This window comes from Flavobacterium sp. SP2 (genome assembly GCF_057626655.1).
This window is the reverse complement of the sequence record NZ_JBVHBT010000005.1, coordinates 154,458-170,196: the sequence shown is the minus strand read 5'-3', so window position 1 is coordinate 170,196 and position 15,739 is coordinate 154,458. Positions and strand designations below refer to the sequence as shown.

Here is a 15,739-nt window from a genome sequence, read left to right as displayed (position 1 = left end):
AAACGGATTAAAAATTAGATTAAAAAATTATTTTTTTGTTGTTGATGTGTCATTTTTCGTATCCATCATTTCCATTAGTTTCATACCTAACAATCCGCTAATACCACCTTCAGAACCATTTGTTCCTGAAATCAACACATCAGGAATTACTTTAATATTACCTTTACCGATTTCTTCAGTAATTTTGTATTTAGCAAAATTATCTTCACCCATTGCAGAAACCTGTAATTGATAAGCCTCAGCAGTTGATTTACCAATTGCCATAATTTTCTCAGCTTCTGCCAAACCTGTTTTAGAGATTTTTTCAGCTTCTGCACTAGCGTTTAGTTTTGTTGCTTCGGCTTGTGCACCAGCTCTAGCTTTGGTTGCTTCAGCTTCAGCGTTAGCTCGCATTTTTGTAGCTTCAGCTTCTGCGTTGACATTTAATTTCAAACTGGTTGCATCACCTTCTGCTTTCTTTACAGTTGCATCGGCTGTTCTTTGAGCAATTTCTACACTTTGCGACGCTTTTACAATTTCTTTTTGCATGTCAGCAATTGCGGTTTCTTTCTCCATTCCTTGGCGTTGTTCTTGTGCCATTTTTTGGGTTTGATACGTTTTTTGCTCTTCTTCGGCAATCTTTCTATCAGTCAAAGTTTTCATTAATGAATCTGGCGGAACGATATCACCAATTAAAGTATCAACTGCATTTACATTGTATTCATCCAAAACCACTTTGATATGATTTTTGGCTGATTCCTGACGTTCTTTACGAGTACTTAAAAACGAAATCACATCGCTTTCTTGAGCCGAGTTTCTAAAATAATTACCAATTGTTGGTTCTAATACCTGGGAAACCAAGTTGGTCATGCTTCCAAAACGTGCAATAACTTTTGGCGCTTCGTTTGCCGGAACATGAATGATTTGTGAAACGTCCAAATTGAATGGGAAACCATCTTTAGAACGTACTGTAATTGTAGATAAATTGTGATCTAAATTATGTGATTCACTTCTAGCATCTGCCCAATTCAAAACTAAATTGGTTGTTGGAACCGATTCTAATTTGGTTGTATATTTATTCAAAGCGTATTTTCCTGGTCCAAGTGGTTCCATCCAAACACCACGTTGTCCTTTAGAAACAATATTTCCGTGTTTAAAATGCTCACCTGTAACGTCTAAACCGTCTTCACCTATATAAGAAATTACAACACCTACATAACCAATTGGCACATCAGTCATTGGATTTTGCTCAATTTGAATTGCCCAAGAATTAATGTAATACGAACCTGCCAACATCACTTGAGGTTGCAATCCACGGTTACCACCAGCTTCCAAAAACATATCAAAATCTTGAAAATTATTGTGATTGGATACATTTTTACCAGCAATTTGTCCGTCTGGAATTGGATCACCATCTAAGGCTGTTACAATTCCTATCATGTTTTCGTAGATTTTTACTTGATCTACGATAATAATTTCAAAAATAAAGGTGTTGATTCGGTAAGAACCAGTTGTAATAAATGCTGTTTGACGTCCTTTTTGACCGCCGTTATTTAGAAAGGCTTCGGCATCTTGAAAATTATCACTTTGTACTTTTCTGGCAAGAATTCTACCAGTTGGAATTTCTTTTCCGTCTTTACTCAATACTAGTCCAATTTTTCCTTCTGGAATAATAGTAAATGGAGTCATATCGACAGAGAATTGCCAAATCCACATTCCCCAATATAATCCTGGCGCTAATGTTTGCGCTTGAAATCCTGATTCACCTTTAGTAGCAATTATTCTGCTATCTGGAAGCGATTTGTCGGCTCCAAAGAGAACGAACTTTTTGGTTACTAATCCTATTTTGTCTTCGGGAACAATTACCATTCCGAAGAAAACTCTTAAAAAAAATTTGTAAAGAATTACAGATAAAACAATAGGAATTACCCACCACAATGTAAAAAATGTTGTCATGTTATAATATTTAAAGTAAAAAATGGTTTTTGATTTTGGATAGAAGAATAAGATAATAAATCGTAAAACAGGTAGTTCACGTACCACAAATTCAAAGTACTAGTTGGTTTTGAATTTAGTTTTTGAATTACAACACTTTATTGTGCCATTTTAGAATTAGTTCTATTTTAAAATCTTTTATTATACGAAACGCTTGTTAAAAAGTTACAAATTTTTAACATAATATTTATTACAAAAAGGGTAATTATTTAATTATCAAAATGTTATAGCAAAAAAAAACTTCAAGTTTCCCTGAAGTTTGTAAAATGCTTTTTAAAAATCGACTTCAATGTCAATAATAATGTCAAATTCAATGTCAATATCAAATTCAATTGAAAATATTTAAGTTCAAAAATCCAATATCTAAAATCCAATATCTAAAATCCAATATCTAAAATCTAATATCAAAAATCTAAAATCTAATATCAAAAATGCTATTGCGATTCGTCCATAGTGTGATACACATTCATCACGTCATCGTCTTCTTCAATCTTCTCGATCAGTTTTTCAACATCAGCAATTTCTGCTTCAGAAAGTTTTTTTGTGATTTGTGGAATTCTTTCAAAGCCTGAAGATAAAATTTCAATACCACGACTTTCAAGCTCTTTTTGAATTGCTCCAAAGCTCTCAAATGGTGCGTATATTAAGATTCCATCTTCGTCGGCAAAAATTTCTTCGGCACCAAAATCGATGAATTCCAGTTCCATTTCTTCAATGTCAACGTTGTTATTTGGAATTCTAAAATTACAAGTGTGGTCAAACATGAATTCTACCGAACCTTGTGTTCCTAAAGTACCGTTACATTTATTAAAATAACTTCTAATATTGGCAACGGTTCTGTTGTTATTGTCAGTAGCAGTTTCAATTAAAAGTGCTATTCCGTGTGGTGCATAACCTTCAAAAAGTTGCTCTTTGTAGTTAGCAGTATCTTTATCAGTAGCTTTTTTAATGGCGCGTTCAACATTTTCTTTCGGCATATTAGCCGATTTAGCATTTTGAATAACAGCACGTAGTCTAGAGTTGGCTTCCGGATTTGGACCACCTTCTTTAACGGCCATTACGATATCTTTTCCAATACGAGTAAACGCTTTTGCCATTGCTGACCAACGTTTCATTTTTCTACCTTTTCTAAATTCGAATGCTCTTCCCATTTCTAATTATGTATTTCACTATTCAACATTCTTAATTGAACAGTCAATATTTACTATTTTAAAAATTATTATTTATCATTTACAGTTTGCAAAAATAGTGTAATATTCTATTTATTCAAATCTAATTTCAAATCTAATTTACTCTTGCGGAACGTGTCTTGATACAAAGCTATCGCTCACCGAATTCCAATTGTTTATGGCATTACTCTTTTCTTGAAAATTTAGATTGTTGGCTTTGTTGTATTTATCTATCTCTTTATTAACTTGTTTTACCATTGCGTTGTAGTTATCCACTTCTTCTTTACTTCGATCTTTTTGAGACTTGGCGTCCAATGTTTTTTTGGCATTTTCAAATTTGTCGTTAAACATATAAAAATCTACTACGCTTGGTATGAATTTTTCGGCTTCTTTTTTGTAAAATTCCAATGCTTTCTTGGTAGCGTTAGCCAGCGAAGCATCATTTTTATAATTAGGTAGCGTTTTTAACTTTTCTAAACCTTCATTACTGTATTGAATTAAGGAATTGGCATTTTGCTGAATTGCTCCTAAATCTTTACTTTCAATGGCTTTGGATAAATTGTTGTCGGTAAAATTGGCTTTGAAAAACACTAAATAAATGATGGTATGGTAGTCAAAAACTTCGTTAGAAATTTTCATTTTCTTTCCCAATTCCGAAGTGTCTTCAGTTAATGTGATGTTGTATTTGGCAGCAAACGCTTTTTGTGCATTGCTTACTTTATTGTTTTCAGATTCAATTTTATCATTTACCAAATCTTTTGCCAAAATATAGGCTTCCATAAAATCATATGATTGTTCGGCGACTTCTTGCATATCAATAATTTTACCATAATCCTCATTGATATGATTTTCTGATAATTTTAAAAAGTCTAACACTTGATTTTTGTATTCTACATCACCTTTGTAGCCTTCTTTTAAATCAGCTATTTTCTTACTAGCGGTTTGAATGCTTTTGATTAATAATTTCCTAGTTGCATCAATCCTTCTTGCGCTTTTAGAATGTGCCACTGCTGATGTATATTTCCACATACTTTTGGAAATAGTGGTTTGTTCTTTTCCAATAAAACTTAAATAATCTACTGGAGTTTTAAATTCTTGTGCGTTTCCGTACAGCGTGAAAAGGACGAATAGGGTATAGGTAAATTTCAATTTCATAGTTTTTATTTTAGGTCGTTAAGTATATTGGTGGCTTCAACAATATGTATATTGGTTTTGATAGCTTTAATTTTTTCTTTATTACTGCTCTTTAAATATTCATCAAATTGTTGATAATCAACATCTACAGAGTTTTGCTTTACCACAATCGGAAATTCAATTTCGGACAGCGATTTTATTTCTTTCCATAAGTTATTGACTCTTTTAATTTCATCAAAAACTTTTGAAAACTGCAGCGTTACTGGAGGAATATCAAAATCATAAAGCAAATTAATTTTATTATTTAAAGCTGTAATCGCTTTCATAGAAGCATTTTCAGCTACGCGAATTTTACTTTTTTCGATTGCTTCTTTATTAGAATTTACAAAAGCCGTATAACGAAGATTGGTAGTGATCTCATCATTTTTTAGTGCCGTTGGGTACGCACTCTCTCGCGGCATTTGTTTGTCAAATAGGATTGGTATCTCAACATCGGGTGTAATCCCCGAATATTGATTGCTTTTTCCTGTAATTCTGTAAAATTTTTCAATAGTAAGTTTTACATATTCTTCTGGTTTTGCCTCGTTGGAAAGTGGTAAAATTCGTTGCATTGTAGCTTTTCCCAACGATTGATTTCCAATTACTACTGCGCGGTTATAATCTTGCATGGCATTGGTAAAAAATTCACTAGCCGATGCAGAAAAACCGTTAATCATGATTACAATTGGACCTGAAAAAATCGTCCCACGATTGGTATCTTTTAGCGTCTGATTTTTCCCTTGTTTTGTATTCATTAATGCAATTGGACCGATATCAGTAAACAAACCAGTCATTCTAATGGCTTCATCCATCGAACCACCGCCATTGTTTTCTAAATCGATGATTAATCCCGTTACTTTATCCTCTTGAAGTTTATAAATTTCGCGAACCAAATCATCGGTAACACTAGTTTTTCCGTTTTCGAAAGTAGAATAAAAACTTGGTATTCTGATGTAACCTAATTTCTTTTTATCTTTTTCAATAATGTAACTGTACACGTTGTTTTCATAATCTTTCATGACTTGTTTTACCAAAGACACGGTAAATACTTCTCCGCTTTTTTTCTTAAAGGTAAAATCGGCCTTCATATAGTTGCTTGAACTGATGATTTCTGCAATTTTCTCCATCGAGGAACAAGCAATGGTGTATTCTTCATTCTTCGATTTCAATTGTATCAAAACATCTCCAGCATCAATTTTTTCGGAAAAATAGGCCGAACTTCCAGCAATTACATCATCAACTACAACTTCGTCTTTTTCATTTTGAGATACATAAATACCAAAAGTTAGGTTATCAGCACTTACAGATGATAAAAAAGAAGATTTCTCACTTGCCGAAAAATAATTGGTGTGTGGATCAAAATAAGTACAGAAAATATTAAATAATTTGGTATTGAAATCAGTTCTTGAAAGGCGTAAACTGGAAGTTTTGCATTCGTAGGATTCAAATATTTTGGCTTTAGAAATTGGTGCGAGTTTGTCAAAATTTGCCGCAATTGAATCTTTATTGTCGCTTATTTCGGAAATATCTTTTAATATAGTGAACAAAATACTTTTTCGATACAGGTTCTTTAACTCTTTATCATCTTTTAAATAAGGAAATGATTTCTTAGAAAAACGTATGTTTTCTTCGCTCGAAAATGCAAAAGGTTCTTTTTTTAAAGAGGTGATGATGCTTTCGTACCGATCAATTGCCTTTGTATACGTAGTATAAATTTCATCAAGAAAGGCACAATTTTTTGACAGAATATAATTGTCAATTTGTAACTTATTTTTCTTAAAACTTTCAATTTCAGGTTCGATAAAAAGTCGATTGTCTTCGTCTAATGACTTTAGAAATTCATTAAAAACATACACCGACAAACTATCATCAACAGGTTTTGGCTTGTAGTGTTGGTCTTGAATGAGTTGATTTATTTTTTGTAATGTTTCACAAGGATTTACCTCACTTTGCGCAAAAAATAGGGTAGGAACAAAAACTAAAAGGAGGTATATTTTTTTCAACAGCGCATTTTTATAAACCGCAAAATCATAAATTATATTTTTTATACAATTTGTGAATTTGCGGTATTTCTCTTTATCTATTTTTTGTAAAATGGCATCTTAACCACTTTAGCAGCAACTTTTTTATCTCTAATTAGAATAAAAATTTCAGTATCGACAGCCATAAATTCGGTCTTCACGTATCCCATTCCAATTGCTTTTCCAACACTTGGTGCCATTGTTCCTGATGTTACTATTCCGATGTTGTTTCCGTCAGCGTCTACAATTTCATAATCGTGTCTTGGAATTCCTCTTTCGATTAATTCAAATCCGATTAGTTTTTTAGTAACTCCAGCTTCTTTCTGCGCTTTTAAGTTTTCAGAATTGGTGAATTCTTTAGTAAATTTAGTAATCCAACCTAAGCCAGCTTCTAAAGGAGAAGTAGTATCGTTAATGTCGTTGCCATACAAACAGAATCCCATCTCTAAACGCAAAGTATCTCGTGCTGCCAAACCAATTGGCTTGATACCAAAAGCTGCACCTGCTTCAAAAACCTTGTTCCAAACTTGTTCCACTTCTGAATTTTTGCAATAAATTTCAAATCCGCCTGAACCGGTATATCCTGTAGCCGAAATAATTACGTGTTCAATTCCAGCAAAATCGGCTACTTCAAAATGGTAATATTTTATGGCGGCTAAATCCACAGAAGTCAAAATCTGCATGGCTTCAACTGCTTTTGGACCTTGAATAGCAAGTAACGAATAATCGTCGGAAAGGTTTTTCATTTCGGCACCCATTGTATTTTGAGCGGTAATCCAATCCCAATCTTTATCGATATTAGAGGCGTTAACTACTAACAAATATTGTTCGTCTTTAATTTTGTACACAATTAAATCGTCTACAATTCCGCCATCGTTGTTAGGTAAACAAGAGTATTGTGCTTTTCCTATTTCAAGAGTAGCTGCATCGTTGGACGTTACTTTTTGAATTAAAGCCAAAGCTTGTTCACCCGAAATTAGAAATTCACCCATGTGCGACACGTCAAAAACACCAACGCTATTTCGTACGGTTTCGTGTTCTGCGTTGACACCTTCATAAGAAACGGGCATATTGTAACCTGCAAACGGAACCATTTTGGCTCCTAATCCTTCGTGAACGTGCGTTAAAGCTGTATTTTTCATTACCAATTTTAGTTTGAATGTTTGAGTTGCTAAAATAGTATTTTTTTAGACAATTGGCGTAGCTTGGAAAGTAAATTTATTTGAGGAATTATTAACTATAAAAAGCGTAAATTCAGTTGACAATTGCATTGGTTTTATTGGATTTTTTTTGCGGAGTTTAAATTTTATTGTCTTATAAACTTTAACGTCTTTGGAAATAATCTGGCTGTTTTATTATATCGCAACTGTTTATCATCAATTTCCCAAAGCAAGGTATTATTATTAAATGTAAGGTTAACTTGTGAGGTGGCACCACATTGCCACGTATCGCTATTTTCTGAAAAGAAAACTATAATTTTATTTACGTTATTTTTGTCTTCAAATATTCCACCTGCAATTAAATTTGGTAAAGAACTAATTAATGTATCTTTATTTTTTATGACTTTTAACTCTATAAGTAGCATATCTTGTTGGTTATCGCTATCAAATTTTTGAAAAACTTCTAAATCGATTTTATATAATTCGTCTTTATAAAACCACTTACCAAGAAATTTTTCAAAAACATTATTTAGATCTTTAAACACATACTTTTGGTGGTTCTTATCAGTACGTAAAACATCCATTTTACTTTCAACTGGCAAAACATTATTTTGTGAAAATAAATTAGAACTTAAAAAAATTAGGAGTACAAAATATCTCATGTTAATGTTGTTTTACTTTTTAATTTTTCAAAATATTTTTTCAAATGAATCGTCATTAAAAGTATAAACACTTCCATTTGCCATTCCAAAAAGTAAATTGTTATTATTGTCTTTAAAGATAGTCCAAACCATTTGTGATTTAAGACTTTTGTCTATGGTATAGTTTGTCATGGTAGTACCATTATATTTCCAAGCTCCAGTATCTCGATCTCCAAACCAAATATTTCCATGATTATCCTCTTCAATAGCAAAAACGTGTTCAAGCGTTCCTGGCAAAGACTTATTTCCATTTTTTGAACTTGTTGGATGAATTAAGTTGTGCTTTTCAGAAAAATTGCTAGTTGTTTTACCTTCCTTTAATACTACGCCGATTCCATTATTTCCTATCCAAATGCGTCCTTTTGAATCTGCTAGAACACTTCTAATGTGCAAATACTCATTCGGTTTTAGCTTTAATTTCTCATGATTAAAGATAGTAACCATTTTGCCATCATATTTGAATAATGCTGCATAGGTGGCAATCCAAACTTTTCCATCTTTATCTTTTGATATATCGGTTACACCATATGAATTTTCAGGATTTTCATTTTTAGGTTTTGGAAAAATTAAATAGTTCATATTGATTCCGTCAAAACGATTTATTCCGTCTTTCTCACCTGCATTAAACCATAAATCTCCGTTGGTTTCATTCCATTTATACTTTGGTTCGTTACTATTTATTGAATAATTAGTAAACTTTCCTTGGTAATATACACTTACACCATTGGCAGTACCAAACCAAATTTTTCCACTCTTGTCTTCTTCAATGGAACGGATTTGATTGTCGGATAAACCTTCATTGGTAGTAAAGTATTCAAAAGAATTTCCGTTGTAATTGCTTACACCTTCATTATGACTTCCAAGCCAATAATTACCTTTACTGTCTTGTAATATTGAACGTATTCCGGAAGTAAATTTTAAAGTATCTGTTTTTGAATTATTTAATAATTCAGATTGATTTATTACTTTTTCGGTTGTTCTTTTTTCAACACAGGAAAGGTTGAGTGTTATAAATAATAAGTAAATTAAAGTATTTAAATTTCTCATAATGAACTTAGTTTCCAAATTTCTCAAACGAATCACCATTAAACTTATATACACCTGCATTGTGACTTCCAAGCCAAAGAACTCCTTTATTGTCTTTATAAATAGTAAAAAGTAACACATCTGTTGATCCATCTTTGATAGGGTAGTGAATCAGTTCTTTTCCATTGTATTTCCAAACACCGTTTTCATAAGTTACCATCCACAGGTTACCTTTATTATCCTCTGCTATGGATAAAAAAAATGGAAACTCTAGTTGTTTATTCTCGTTTTTATAACCAACTCCGACCTCTTTATGAAAGTCAATATTGGTACTACTATTAGGTTGTATATTGTACCGAAAACGTGTATTATTTATCCAAAACTTTCCTTCTTTATCTTCAAAGATGGCACGTGTTCCAAAAGAGCCACCACTTGGTGTTGTTTGTAATTGTTCTTCGTAATGCCAACTTATTTTTTTGCCATCAAATCGACATAAGCCAAGATGCGATGTTCCAAACCACATATATCCGTTACGGTCTTTGTAGATGGTATAAATTCCATAGGGTTTTAACCCATGATTATTTGATTCTGTGCTATATAATATATCTTCTTGAGGAGATTTTGGCAATTTCAGATAATGTACAAGTTCTCCGTCAAATCGATATACACCATTAGCATTAAAGCCAATTCTGAACCACAAGTCATTAGGTTCTAAAAGCCAATCTGTTGAAGGCGAATCGGGGTTTGCTATTTGCAACGTTTTGAAAGAATGTCCATCAAATTTACTGATACCTCGCTCGGTTTCAATGTAGACATTGCCCAACGAATCTTCTTGAAAACCGCGGACTTCATTGTTTATCAAACCATCATCTACAGTAATTTGTTTAATTTGCTGACCGTTATAATAATATACTCCATTTTCCTTACTTCCGAACCAATAATTTGATTTTTTATCTTGATAAATACTCCAAATTGCTTTGTCAACTTTAGAAACAGTTCTTCCGATTTCAATAGTCTTCCATTTCTGTTTTTCTGTTTTTTTTTGCCCATTACTACAAGTAAAGGTTGAGAAAAAACTTAATAGTGAAATTGAAAATAGGAAGATTTTAATCGTATTCATTTTAAAAATTTGTTTGAATAGTGTTCTGATTTATGATGCCACTCAAAATTTAGGATAGTAATGAATTTGAGATAAACTAAAACCATACCTTAACAAATATAACCAAAATTTTAATTTGAATTATTTTGTATTTCAGGTAAATTCGGTGATGTGCAATTTTTATAAGCTGCTGTTAGTAGCCGATTTTAGTATTTAATTTTTCAAGAATCTTTTCATTTTCGATTTGATTCAGGGATGTTTTTATACAAAAAGTTTTTACTTGATTTTTTTCGTTCAAATAATTCACTTTGATTGTATTATTACTTTCTAAATCAATTTTTCTAATTGTATTTATTAAAATTATTTTTCTGATAAAGTAATTCCGTTTTTTTATAAAATTGATGATTTCGTATAAAAATAGCAATCCAATTATTAAGTTTAATGTTCCTGAGTAAATTTTATTGTTATCAAAACTTTGATAAGAAAAACAAAATAAGCCTATTGCAAAAAAAAGTTTTACGACGCTTTTTAAATTATGCTTAAGTAATTCTATGTCGGATACCTTGTCGGTACAATTGTCTAAACTAAAAATTAATTTTTGGTTGCTAATGTGACAAAATCCTTTTGTTGTTTTAAATGATTCGAACGTCATAATTCCGTCTTTTATTAATAGGCTACTAACTTTTCTCATCACCAAGAATTGCGATGAATATATACCAAATTTTCACAAATGTAATTAAGTTTTAAATTGAAACTGTTTCTAATTTCTGATAAATCCCGAGACTTTCCATTGCTGAAAGCCTCTTTGGCACTGAATATTTTTATATTCATCATCAGATAGTATTTTTTTGTCAATATTCCGACGGAAGGTTTAATTAATTTAATGATTTTTTCTTTGTCTTCTGTTGAAAGTTTATTGTCAGCCTTCTTGATAAATTTAGTGAGTTTTTCTAATTTACTTTTTTTGAAATTAAACATAGTATTCTATTTTTTTTGGGTTTATGAAAATTTATGCACAAGAATAAACATCTATTACATTCAAAACCTACCAATTTATCCAAATATAAAAAAGTCTTGGGTAATTTGATTCTTGAGGTAATTGTGCCACAACATTTACCAAAGCAAGACACTAATATAATAAAGTTCTATGAAATTTCTAAGCATATATACACTACTATTTGAATTAACTAAGATACTATAATAATTGACGGTACTGAATTTCATTTTTATTAGGATTAACCCTTTTTTTTATGTAATTTTAAGTATCTAATATCGTAGTATGATTGAAGTGACTAGAGATTTTATCCTGAATTTATACCAACCAATTGCAAGCAATACGCACAAAGGACTACAAGGTCATGCACTTCTAATAGGAGGTAGTTATGGCAAAATGGGTTCGGTGTGTTTGTCCAGTAAAGCTGCTTTGAAATCGGGTTGTGGTTTGGTTACAGCCTATATTCCAAAATGTGGTTATACTGTTGTGCAAGTAAGTATTCCAGAGGTTATGGTTTTAACCGATGACAATGAAAAATTTATTACCAAAATTACTTTTGATTTTACAGCTAGTGCTATAGGGATTGGCATTGGTATTGGTCAAGAAATGGAAACACAAATTGCAATTCATCAATTGCTTTTAAGGACCCAAATACCTATGGTTATTGATGCCGATGCATTGAATATTTTAGCTTTAAATCCAACTTGGCAAACACTTTTACATCCTAAAACTATTTTGACACCACATCCGAAAGAACTAAAACGTTTAATTGGAACTTGGAGTTCTGAGTCCGAAAAAATTTGAAAAAACAATTCAATTTTCAAAACAATTTAATGTTATCATAGTTATGAAAGGTGCCCCAACTATTACAATTGATGGTGACACCGTTTATCAAAATTCGACAGGAAATCAAGCGCTGGCAACAGCAGGAAGTGGCGATGTGCTTACAGGAATTATTACAAGTTTACTGGCACAAAATTACGAACCAATAAATGCTGCACTTTTTGGTGTTTACCTTCACGGATTGACAGCTGATCTGGCATTACCAGAAACTGGTTATCAATCATTCATAGCATCTGATATCATTAATTATCTTGGAAAAGCTTTTCTAATTTTAGAAAATTAATTTATTCTGCTTCAGATTTATTGTAATCTTCCCGTACTTTTTGTTGTTCCAATATTGCTTTCAAAAAAGGTTTTATCTGCTTTTCAACTTCTGCTTCAGAAATAATTAGGGCTTTCGGATTTTGAACCAATTGCAACCAAGGTTTTGGCGCATCAAAATCATAACTACCGAAAACCACAACTGGAGTTCCTTTTACTTGCACCGTTTGTTTGTCTTCTAGAATCCATTGATCGGCCCAATCATATAAAAATCTGGCATCTTTTTCTAGTAATCGCAAGCAAGAATGTGATGCAGGATAACCAGGTAATTCATATTCGTGAAAGCCTACACCTAATTTATTTTCAATGTTGAAATTCCATTTCAATTCCCACTCGTCGTCAAAAGTACTTGTAGTTTTTTCTGCCTTCCAATTGGTGTAAAACAATCCAGTAGGAGTCAGATCTTTTTTTCTACCCATATTCGTTGGGCCGGAATAGACAAGAACACCATTTTCATAAGCTGCAAAAGTTTGTGTAGGATAGGAGAAAAGTACTACTTTAGAAACGTCATCTAGATAGTTAACTTCTAGTGGAAATGGTAAATAGTAAACCACATCACCACTAAAGTCGGTTGGAATTACAATCGAATCTTGCTTAGCTAAGTTCTTTTTATCAGTTCGATTGATGGCTGTTACGATTTCAATTTTCGAAACATCAGTACCATTTTGCTCCAACCATGTTTTAGCATTTACTAAAGTATAAGAAACCGATTTGGGTTGCTTTCTAACTATTTTCTTTTTTTCTTTTATTGGACTTCCGTTTTCCTTGCATGAAAATAGAGTAAGAAAAGCGATTAGCGTAACAATAATAAATTTAAATTTCATCGGTTTTGGTTTTCTGTAAAATTCATCATTTCGCAATCAAAAACCTTTACACAATTTTTAAAAATAGTTGTCTAATTTACGGTTTTAGAAAACGTTTCAAATCTTCATACGTTTTAATTTTACTGCTAATCTTTTCTTTATTTAAAACACGTTCAATTTGTTTAGGGATTTCCAATTTGACATTCAAAACAGGTTCTACAACATCTAAAAACTTTATTGGATGCGCCGTTTCTAGGAAAAAACCAACTGCATTTGGATAACGCAGTAACTCTTTTTTTAATCCTAAATAACCTACTGCGCCGTGAGGTTCAGTAATATATCCCGAGTTTACATGAATGTTTTTCATGGCAAATTGGGTTTCATCGTCAGAATAAGAATAAGACGAAAAATCGCTTTCGAAAGCTTTCAAATCATTATTATATAATTCTTGAATGCGCACAAAATTACTTGGATTTCCAACATCCATAGCATTTGAAATGGTTGCTATTGATGGTTTTGCATTGTAAATTCCGCTTTCTAAGAACCTTGGAACGGTATCGTTGGCATTGGTAGAAGCAACAAAATGGGTGAGTGGCAATCCTAATTTTTTAGCCATGATTCCAGCGCAAATATTTCCGAAATTTCCACTGGGACATGATACTAGAACCTGTTTGTTGTATTTTTTTAATTCTTTGTAAGCAAAGAAAAAGTAAAACATTTGTGGTAACCAACGTGCAATGTTAATGGAGTTAGCCGATGTCAGGTTTTTAAACTTTAAATCATCATCAAGAAATGCTTTTTTGACCATATCCTGACAATCGTCGAAAACACCATCAACTTCTAAAGCAGTACTATTTTGACCTAAAGTTGTTAATTGTCGTTCTTGAATATCGCTTACTTTTCCGGATGGATACAAAATTACAACTTCAACGCCTTTCACACCCAGAAATCCGCTTGCAACTGCGCCACCAGTATCGCCAGAAGTTGCTACTAAAACTGTATTTTTTTGATCTTTATCTCTGTTGAAATAGGCCAAACAACGCGACATGAATCGGGCGCCAACGTCTTTAAATGCCATTGTCGGACCATGAAATAATTCTAACGAAAACACATTTTCTTCGACTTTTACCACTGGAAAATCGAAGGATAATGTTTCTTTTATTATTTGCTTTAATTCGGCTTCTGGAATTTCAGTTCCTACGAATTGCTTTATCGCTTGGAACGCAATTTCTTCGTTTGATAACTGCTCTATTTCATCAAAAAAGGATTGTGGTAATTGAGTAATTATTTCAGGAAAATACAAACCTCTGTCAGGAGCAAGTCCTTGAATAACGGCTTCTTGGAACGAAACCTTGTTATCTCTATTATTTAAACTGTAATATTTCATTTTTTACTAATTTTTTCACACGAATTTGACGAATTAATTATGATTATTGATTTCACTAATTTATTTTTGCGAAATTTTTTAAATTCATGTAAATTCGAGAAATTTGTGTCTAAATTTTAATTATATTGACTCCGTGAGAATTTATTTTTGAAATATGCATATCAAAAGCAATTCTGGTATCTTGATAACTTTCGCTCATGGCAAATGCTACTTTTTCAGCACTTTCTTGTCCTTTACATAAGGCAAAAATACTTGGTCCAGCACCAGAAATTCCAGAACCTAAAGCACCATTTTGCAATGCTGTATTTTTAACTTCATCAAAGTTAGGAATCAAATGTTTTCGTGCAGGTTCAACAATCACATCATTTAGTGAACGACCTATTAAGTTGTAATCCTGTGCGTACAAACCAGCTATCAATCCGCCAAGATTTCCCCATTGCGTTATCGCGTCTTTCATCGGAATCATTGGTTGTAGAACAGCTCGTGCATCAGCTGTTTTTACTTCGATATGTGGATGCAAAACTACTGCATAGAGTTCAATTGGACTTTCAATTCGAATCACATCCAACGGATTGTAACCGCGAACCAAAGTAAAACCACCAAGTAGGCAAGGAGCAACGTTGTCGGCATGTTCCGAACCACTTGCAATCGCTTCTCCTTTCATGGCAAAATCTACCAATTCGTGCTTTGTGAATGGTTTTCCAAGTAATTCATTGATTCCGAAAACTGCTCCAGCGGCGCTTGCCGAAGAACTTCCAATTCCGCTTCCAGCTTTAATTTTTTTATGAATTTCTATTTCAAAACCAAAATCTAAATTCAACTCTTTTATAATTGCCAAGGCAGCAACACCAGCAACATTTTTCTCGGTTGCTAATGGCAAAACGGCACCAGTTATTTTGGTGATTTTTATTCCTTTTTCTGCTGATTTTCTAATAATCATTTCATCGCCAACACCTTCTAGGCATAAGCCTAAAACGTCAAATCCGCAATTGAGATTGGCGATGGTTGCTGGACAGAATATTTTTATGCTAGTCATAAAGTTTTAAAGTTTGAAAGTTTTAAAGTCAA

At 32.5% G+C, this 15,739-nt stretch carries 13 protein-coding genes; 2 read left to right on the top strand and 11 right to left on the bottom strand.

The genetic code is table 11. The features are described 5' to 3' along the window. Nucleotides 1–27: 27 nt before the first annotated feature. The 8 genes from ACZ098_RS11805 to ACZ098_RS11770 form a co-directional block, all read right to left on the bottom strand. Nucleotides 28–1,935 (bottom strand): SPFH domain-containing protein, encoded by a 1,908-nt coding sequence (locus ACZ098_RS11805; RefSeq protein WP_487311953.1) that lies wholly within the window; start codon nucleotides 1,933–1,935, stop codon nucleotides 28–30. A 473-nt stretch (nucleotides 1,936–2,408) separates the two neighbouring features. Further along, nucleotides 2,409–3,125: a YebC/PmpR family DNA-binding transcriptional regulator gene (locus tag ACZ098_RS11800; RefSeq protein WP_487311952.1), complete on the bottom strand. Its 717-nt coding sequence runs from the start codon at nucleotides 3,123–3,125 to the stop codon at nucleotides 2,409–2,411. Nucleotides 3,126–3,263: 138 nt separating this feature from the next. After that, nucleotides 3,264–4,298, bottom strand: coding sequence for an LIC11966 family surface protein (locus ACZ098_RS11795; RefSeq protein ID WP_487311951.1), 1,035 nt, complete (start codon nucleotides 4,296–4,298; stop codon nucleotides 3,264–3,266). 5 nt (nucleotides 4,299–4,303) lie between these two features. Then, nucleotides 4,304–6,319 (bottom strand): S41 family peptidase, encoded by a 2,016-nt coding sequence (locus ACZ098_RS11790; RefSeq protein WP_487311950.1) that lies wholly within the window; start codon nucleotides 6,317–6,319, stop codon nucleotides 4,304–4,306. A gap of 77 nt (nucleotides 6,320–6,396) precedes the next feature. Beyond that, a complete protein-coding gene (gene gcvT / locus ACZ098_RS11785; RefSeq protein ID WP_487311949.1) occupies nucleotides 6,397–7,479 on the bottom strand; it encodes a glycine cleavage system aminomethyltransferase GcvT in 1,083 nt (360 codons plus the stop codon). A gap of 164 nt (nucleotides 7,480–7,643) precedes the next feature. Further along, nucleotides 7,644–8,159 carry a DUF6705 family protein gene (locus ACZ098_RS11780; RefSeq protein WP_487311948.1) on the bottom strand — a complete coding sequence of 172 codons (516 nt, stop codon included), beginning with the start codon at nucleotides 8,157–8,159 and terminating at the stop codon, nucleotides 7,644–7,646. A gap of 27 nt (nucleotides 8,160–8,186) precedes the next feature. Then, complete coding sequence (locus tag ACZ098_RS11775; RefSeq protein ID WP_487311947.1) at nucleotides 8,187–9,245, bottom strand: ligand-binding sensor domain-containing protein; 1,059 nt, start codon at nucleotides 9,243–9,245, stop codon at nucleotides 8,187–8,189. Nucleotides 9,246–9,252: 7 nt separating this feature from the next. Further along, a complete protein-coding gene (locus ACZ098_RS11770) occupies nucleotides 9,253–10,344 on the bottom strand; it encodes a ligand-binding sensor domain-containing protein (RefSeq protein ID WP_487311946.1) in 1,092 nt (363 codons plus the stop codon). Between the two features lie 1,258 nt (nucleotides 10,345–11,602). Here ACZ098_RS11770 and ACZ098_RS11765 point away from each other — a divergent pair. Beyond that, nucleotides 11,603–12,121 (top strand): ADP-dependent NAD(P)H-hydrate dehydratase, encoded by a 519-nt coding sequence (locus ACZ098_RS11765; protein WP_487311945.1) that lies wholly within the window; start codon nucleotides 11,603–11,605, stop codon nucleotides 12,119–12,121. A 43-nt stretch (nucleotides 12,122–12,164) separates the two neighbouring features. Beyond that, complete coding sequence (locus ACZ098_RS11760; RefSeq protein WP_487311944.1) at nucleotides 12,165–12,443, top strand: ADP-dependent NAD(P)H-hydrate dehydratase; 279 nt, start codon at nucleotides 12,165–12,167, stop codon at nucleotides 12,441–12,443. Nucleotide 12,444: 1 nt separating this feature from the next. Here ACZ098_RS11760 and ACZ098_RS11755 read toward each other — a convergent pair whose 3' ends face one another. The 3 genes from ACZ098_RS11755 to ACZ098_RS11745 all read right to left on the bottom strand — a co-directional run bounded on the left by ACZ098_RS11755 (nucleotide 12,445) and on the right by ACZ098_RS11745 (nucleotide 15,707). Beyond that, complete coding sequence (locus ACZ098_RS11755; protein ID WP_487311943.1) at nucleotides 12,445–13,305, bottom strand: L,D-transpeptidase; 861 nt, start codon at nucleotides 13,303–13,305, stop codon at nucleotides 12,445–12,447. A gap of 76 nt (nucleotides 13,306–13,381) precedes the next feature. Beyond that, nucleotides 13,382–14,671 carry a threonine synthase gene (thrC, locus tag ACZ098_RS11750; protein ID WP_487311942.1) on the bottom strand — a complete coding sequence of 430 codons (1,290 nt, stop codon included), beginning with the start codon at nucleotides 14,669–14,671 and terminating at the stop codon, nucleotides 13,382–13,384. A 109-nt stretch (nucleotides 14,672–14,780) separates the two neighbouring features. Next, nucleotides 14,781–15,707 (bottom strand): homoserine kinase, encoded by a 927-nt coding sequence (locus ACZ098_RS11745; protein WP_487311941.1) that lies wholly within the window; start codon nucleotides 15,705–15,707, stop codon nucleotides 14,781–14,783. Between the last annotated feature and the right edge of the window lie 32 nt (nucleotides 15,708–15,739).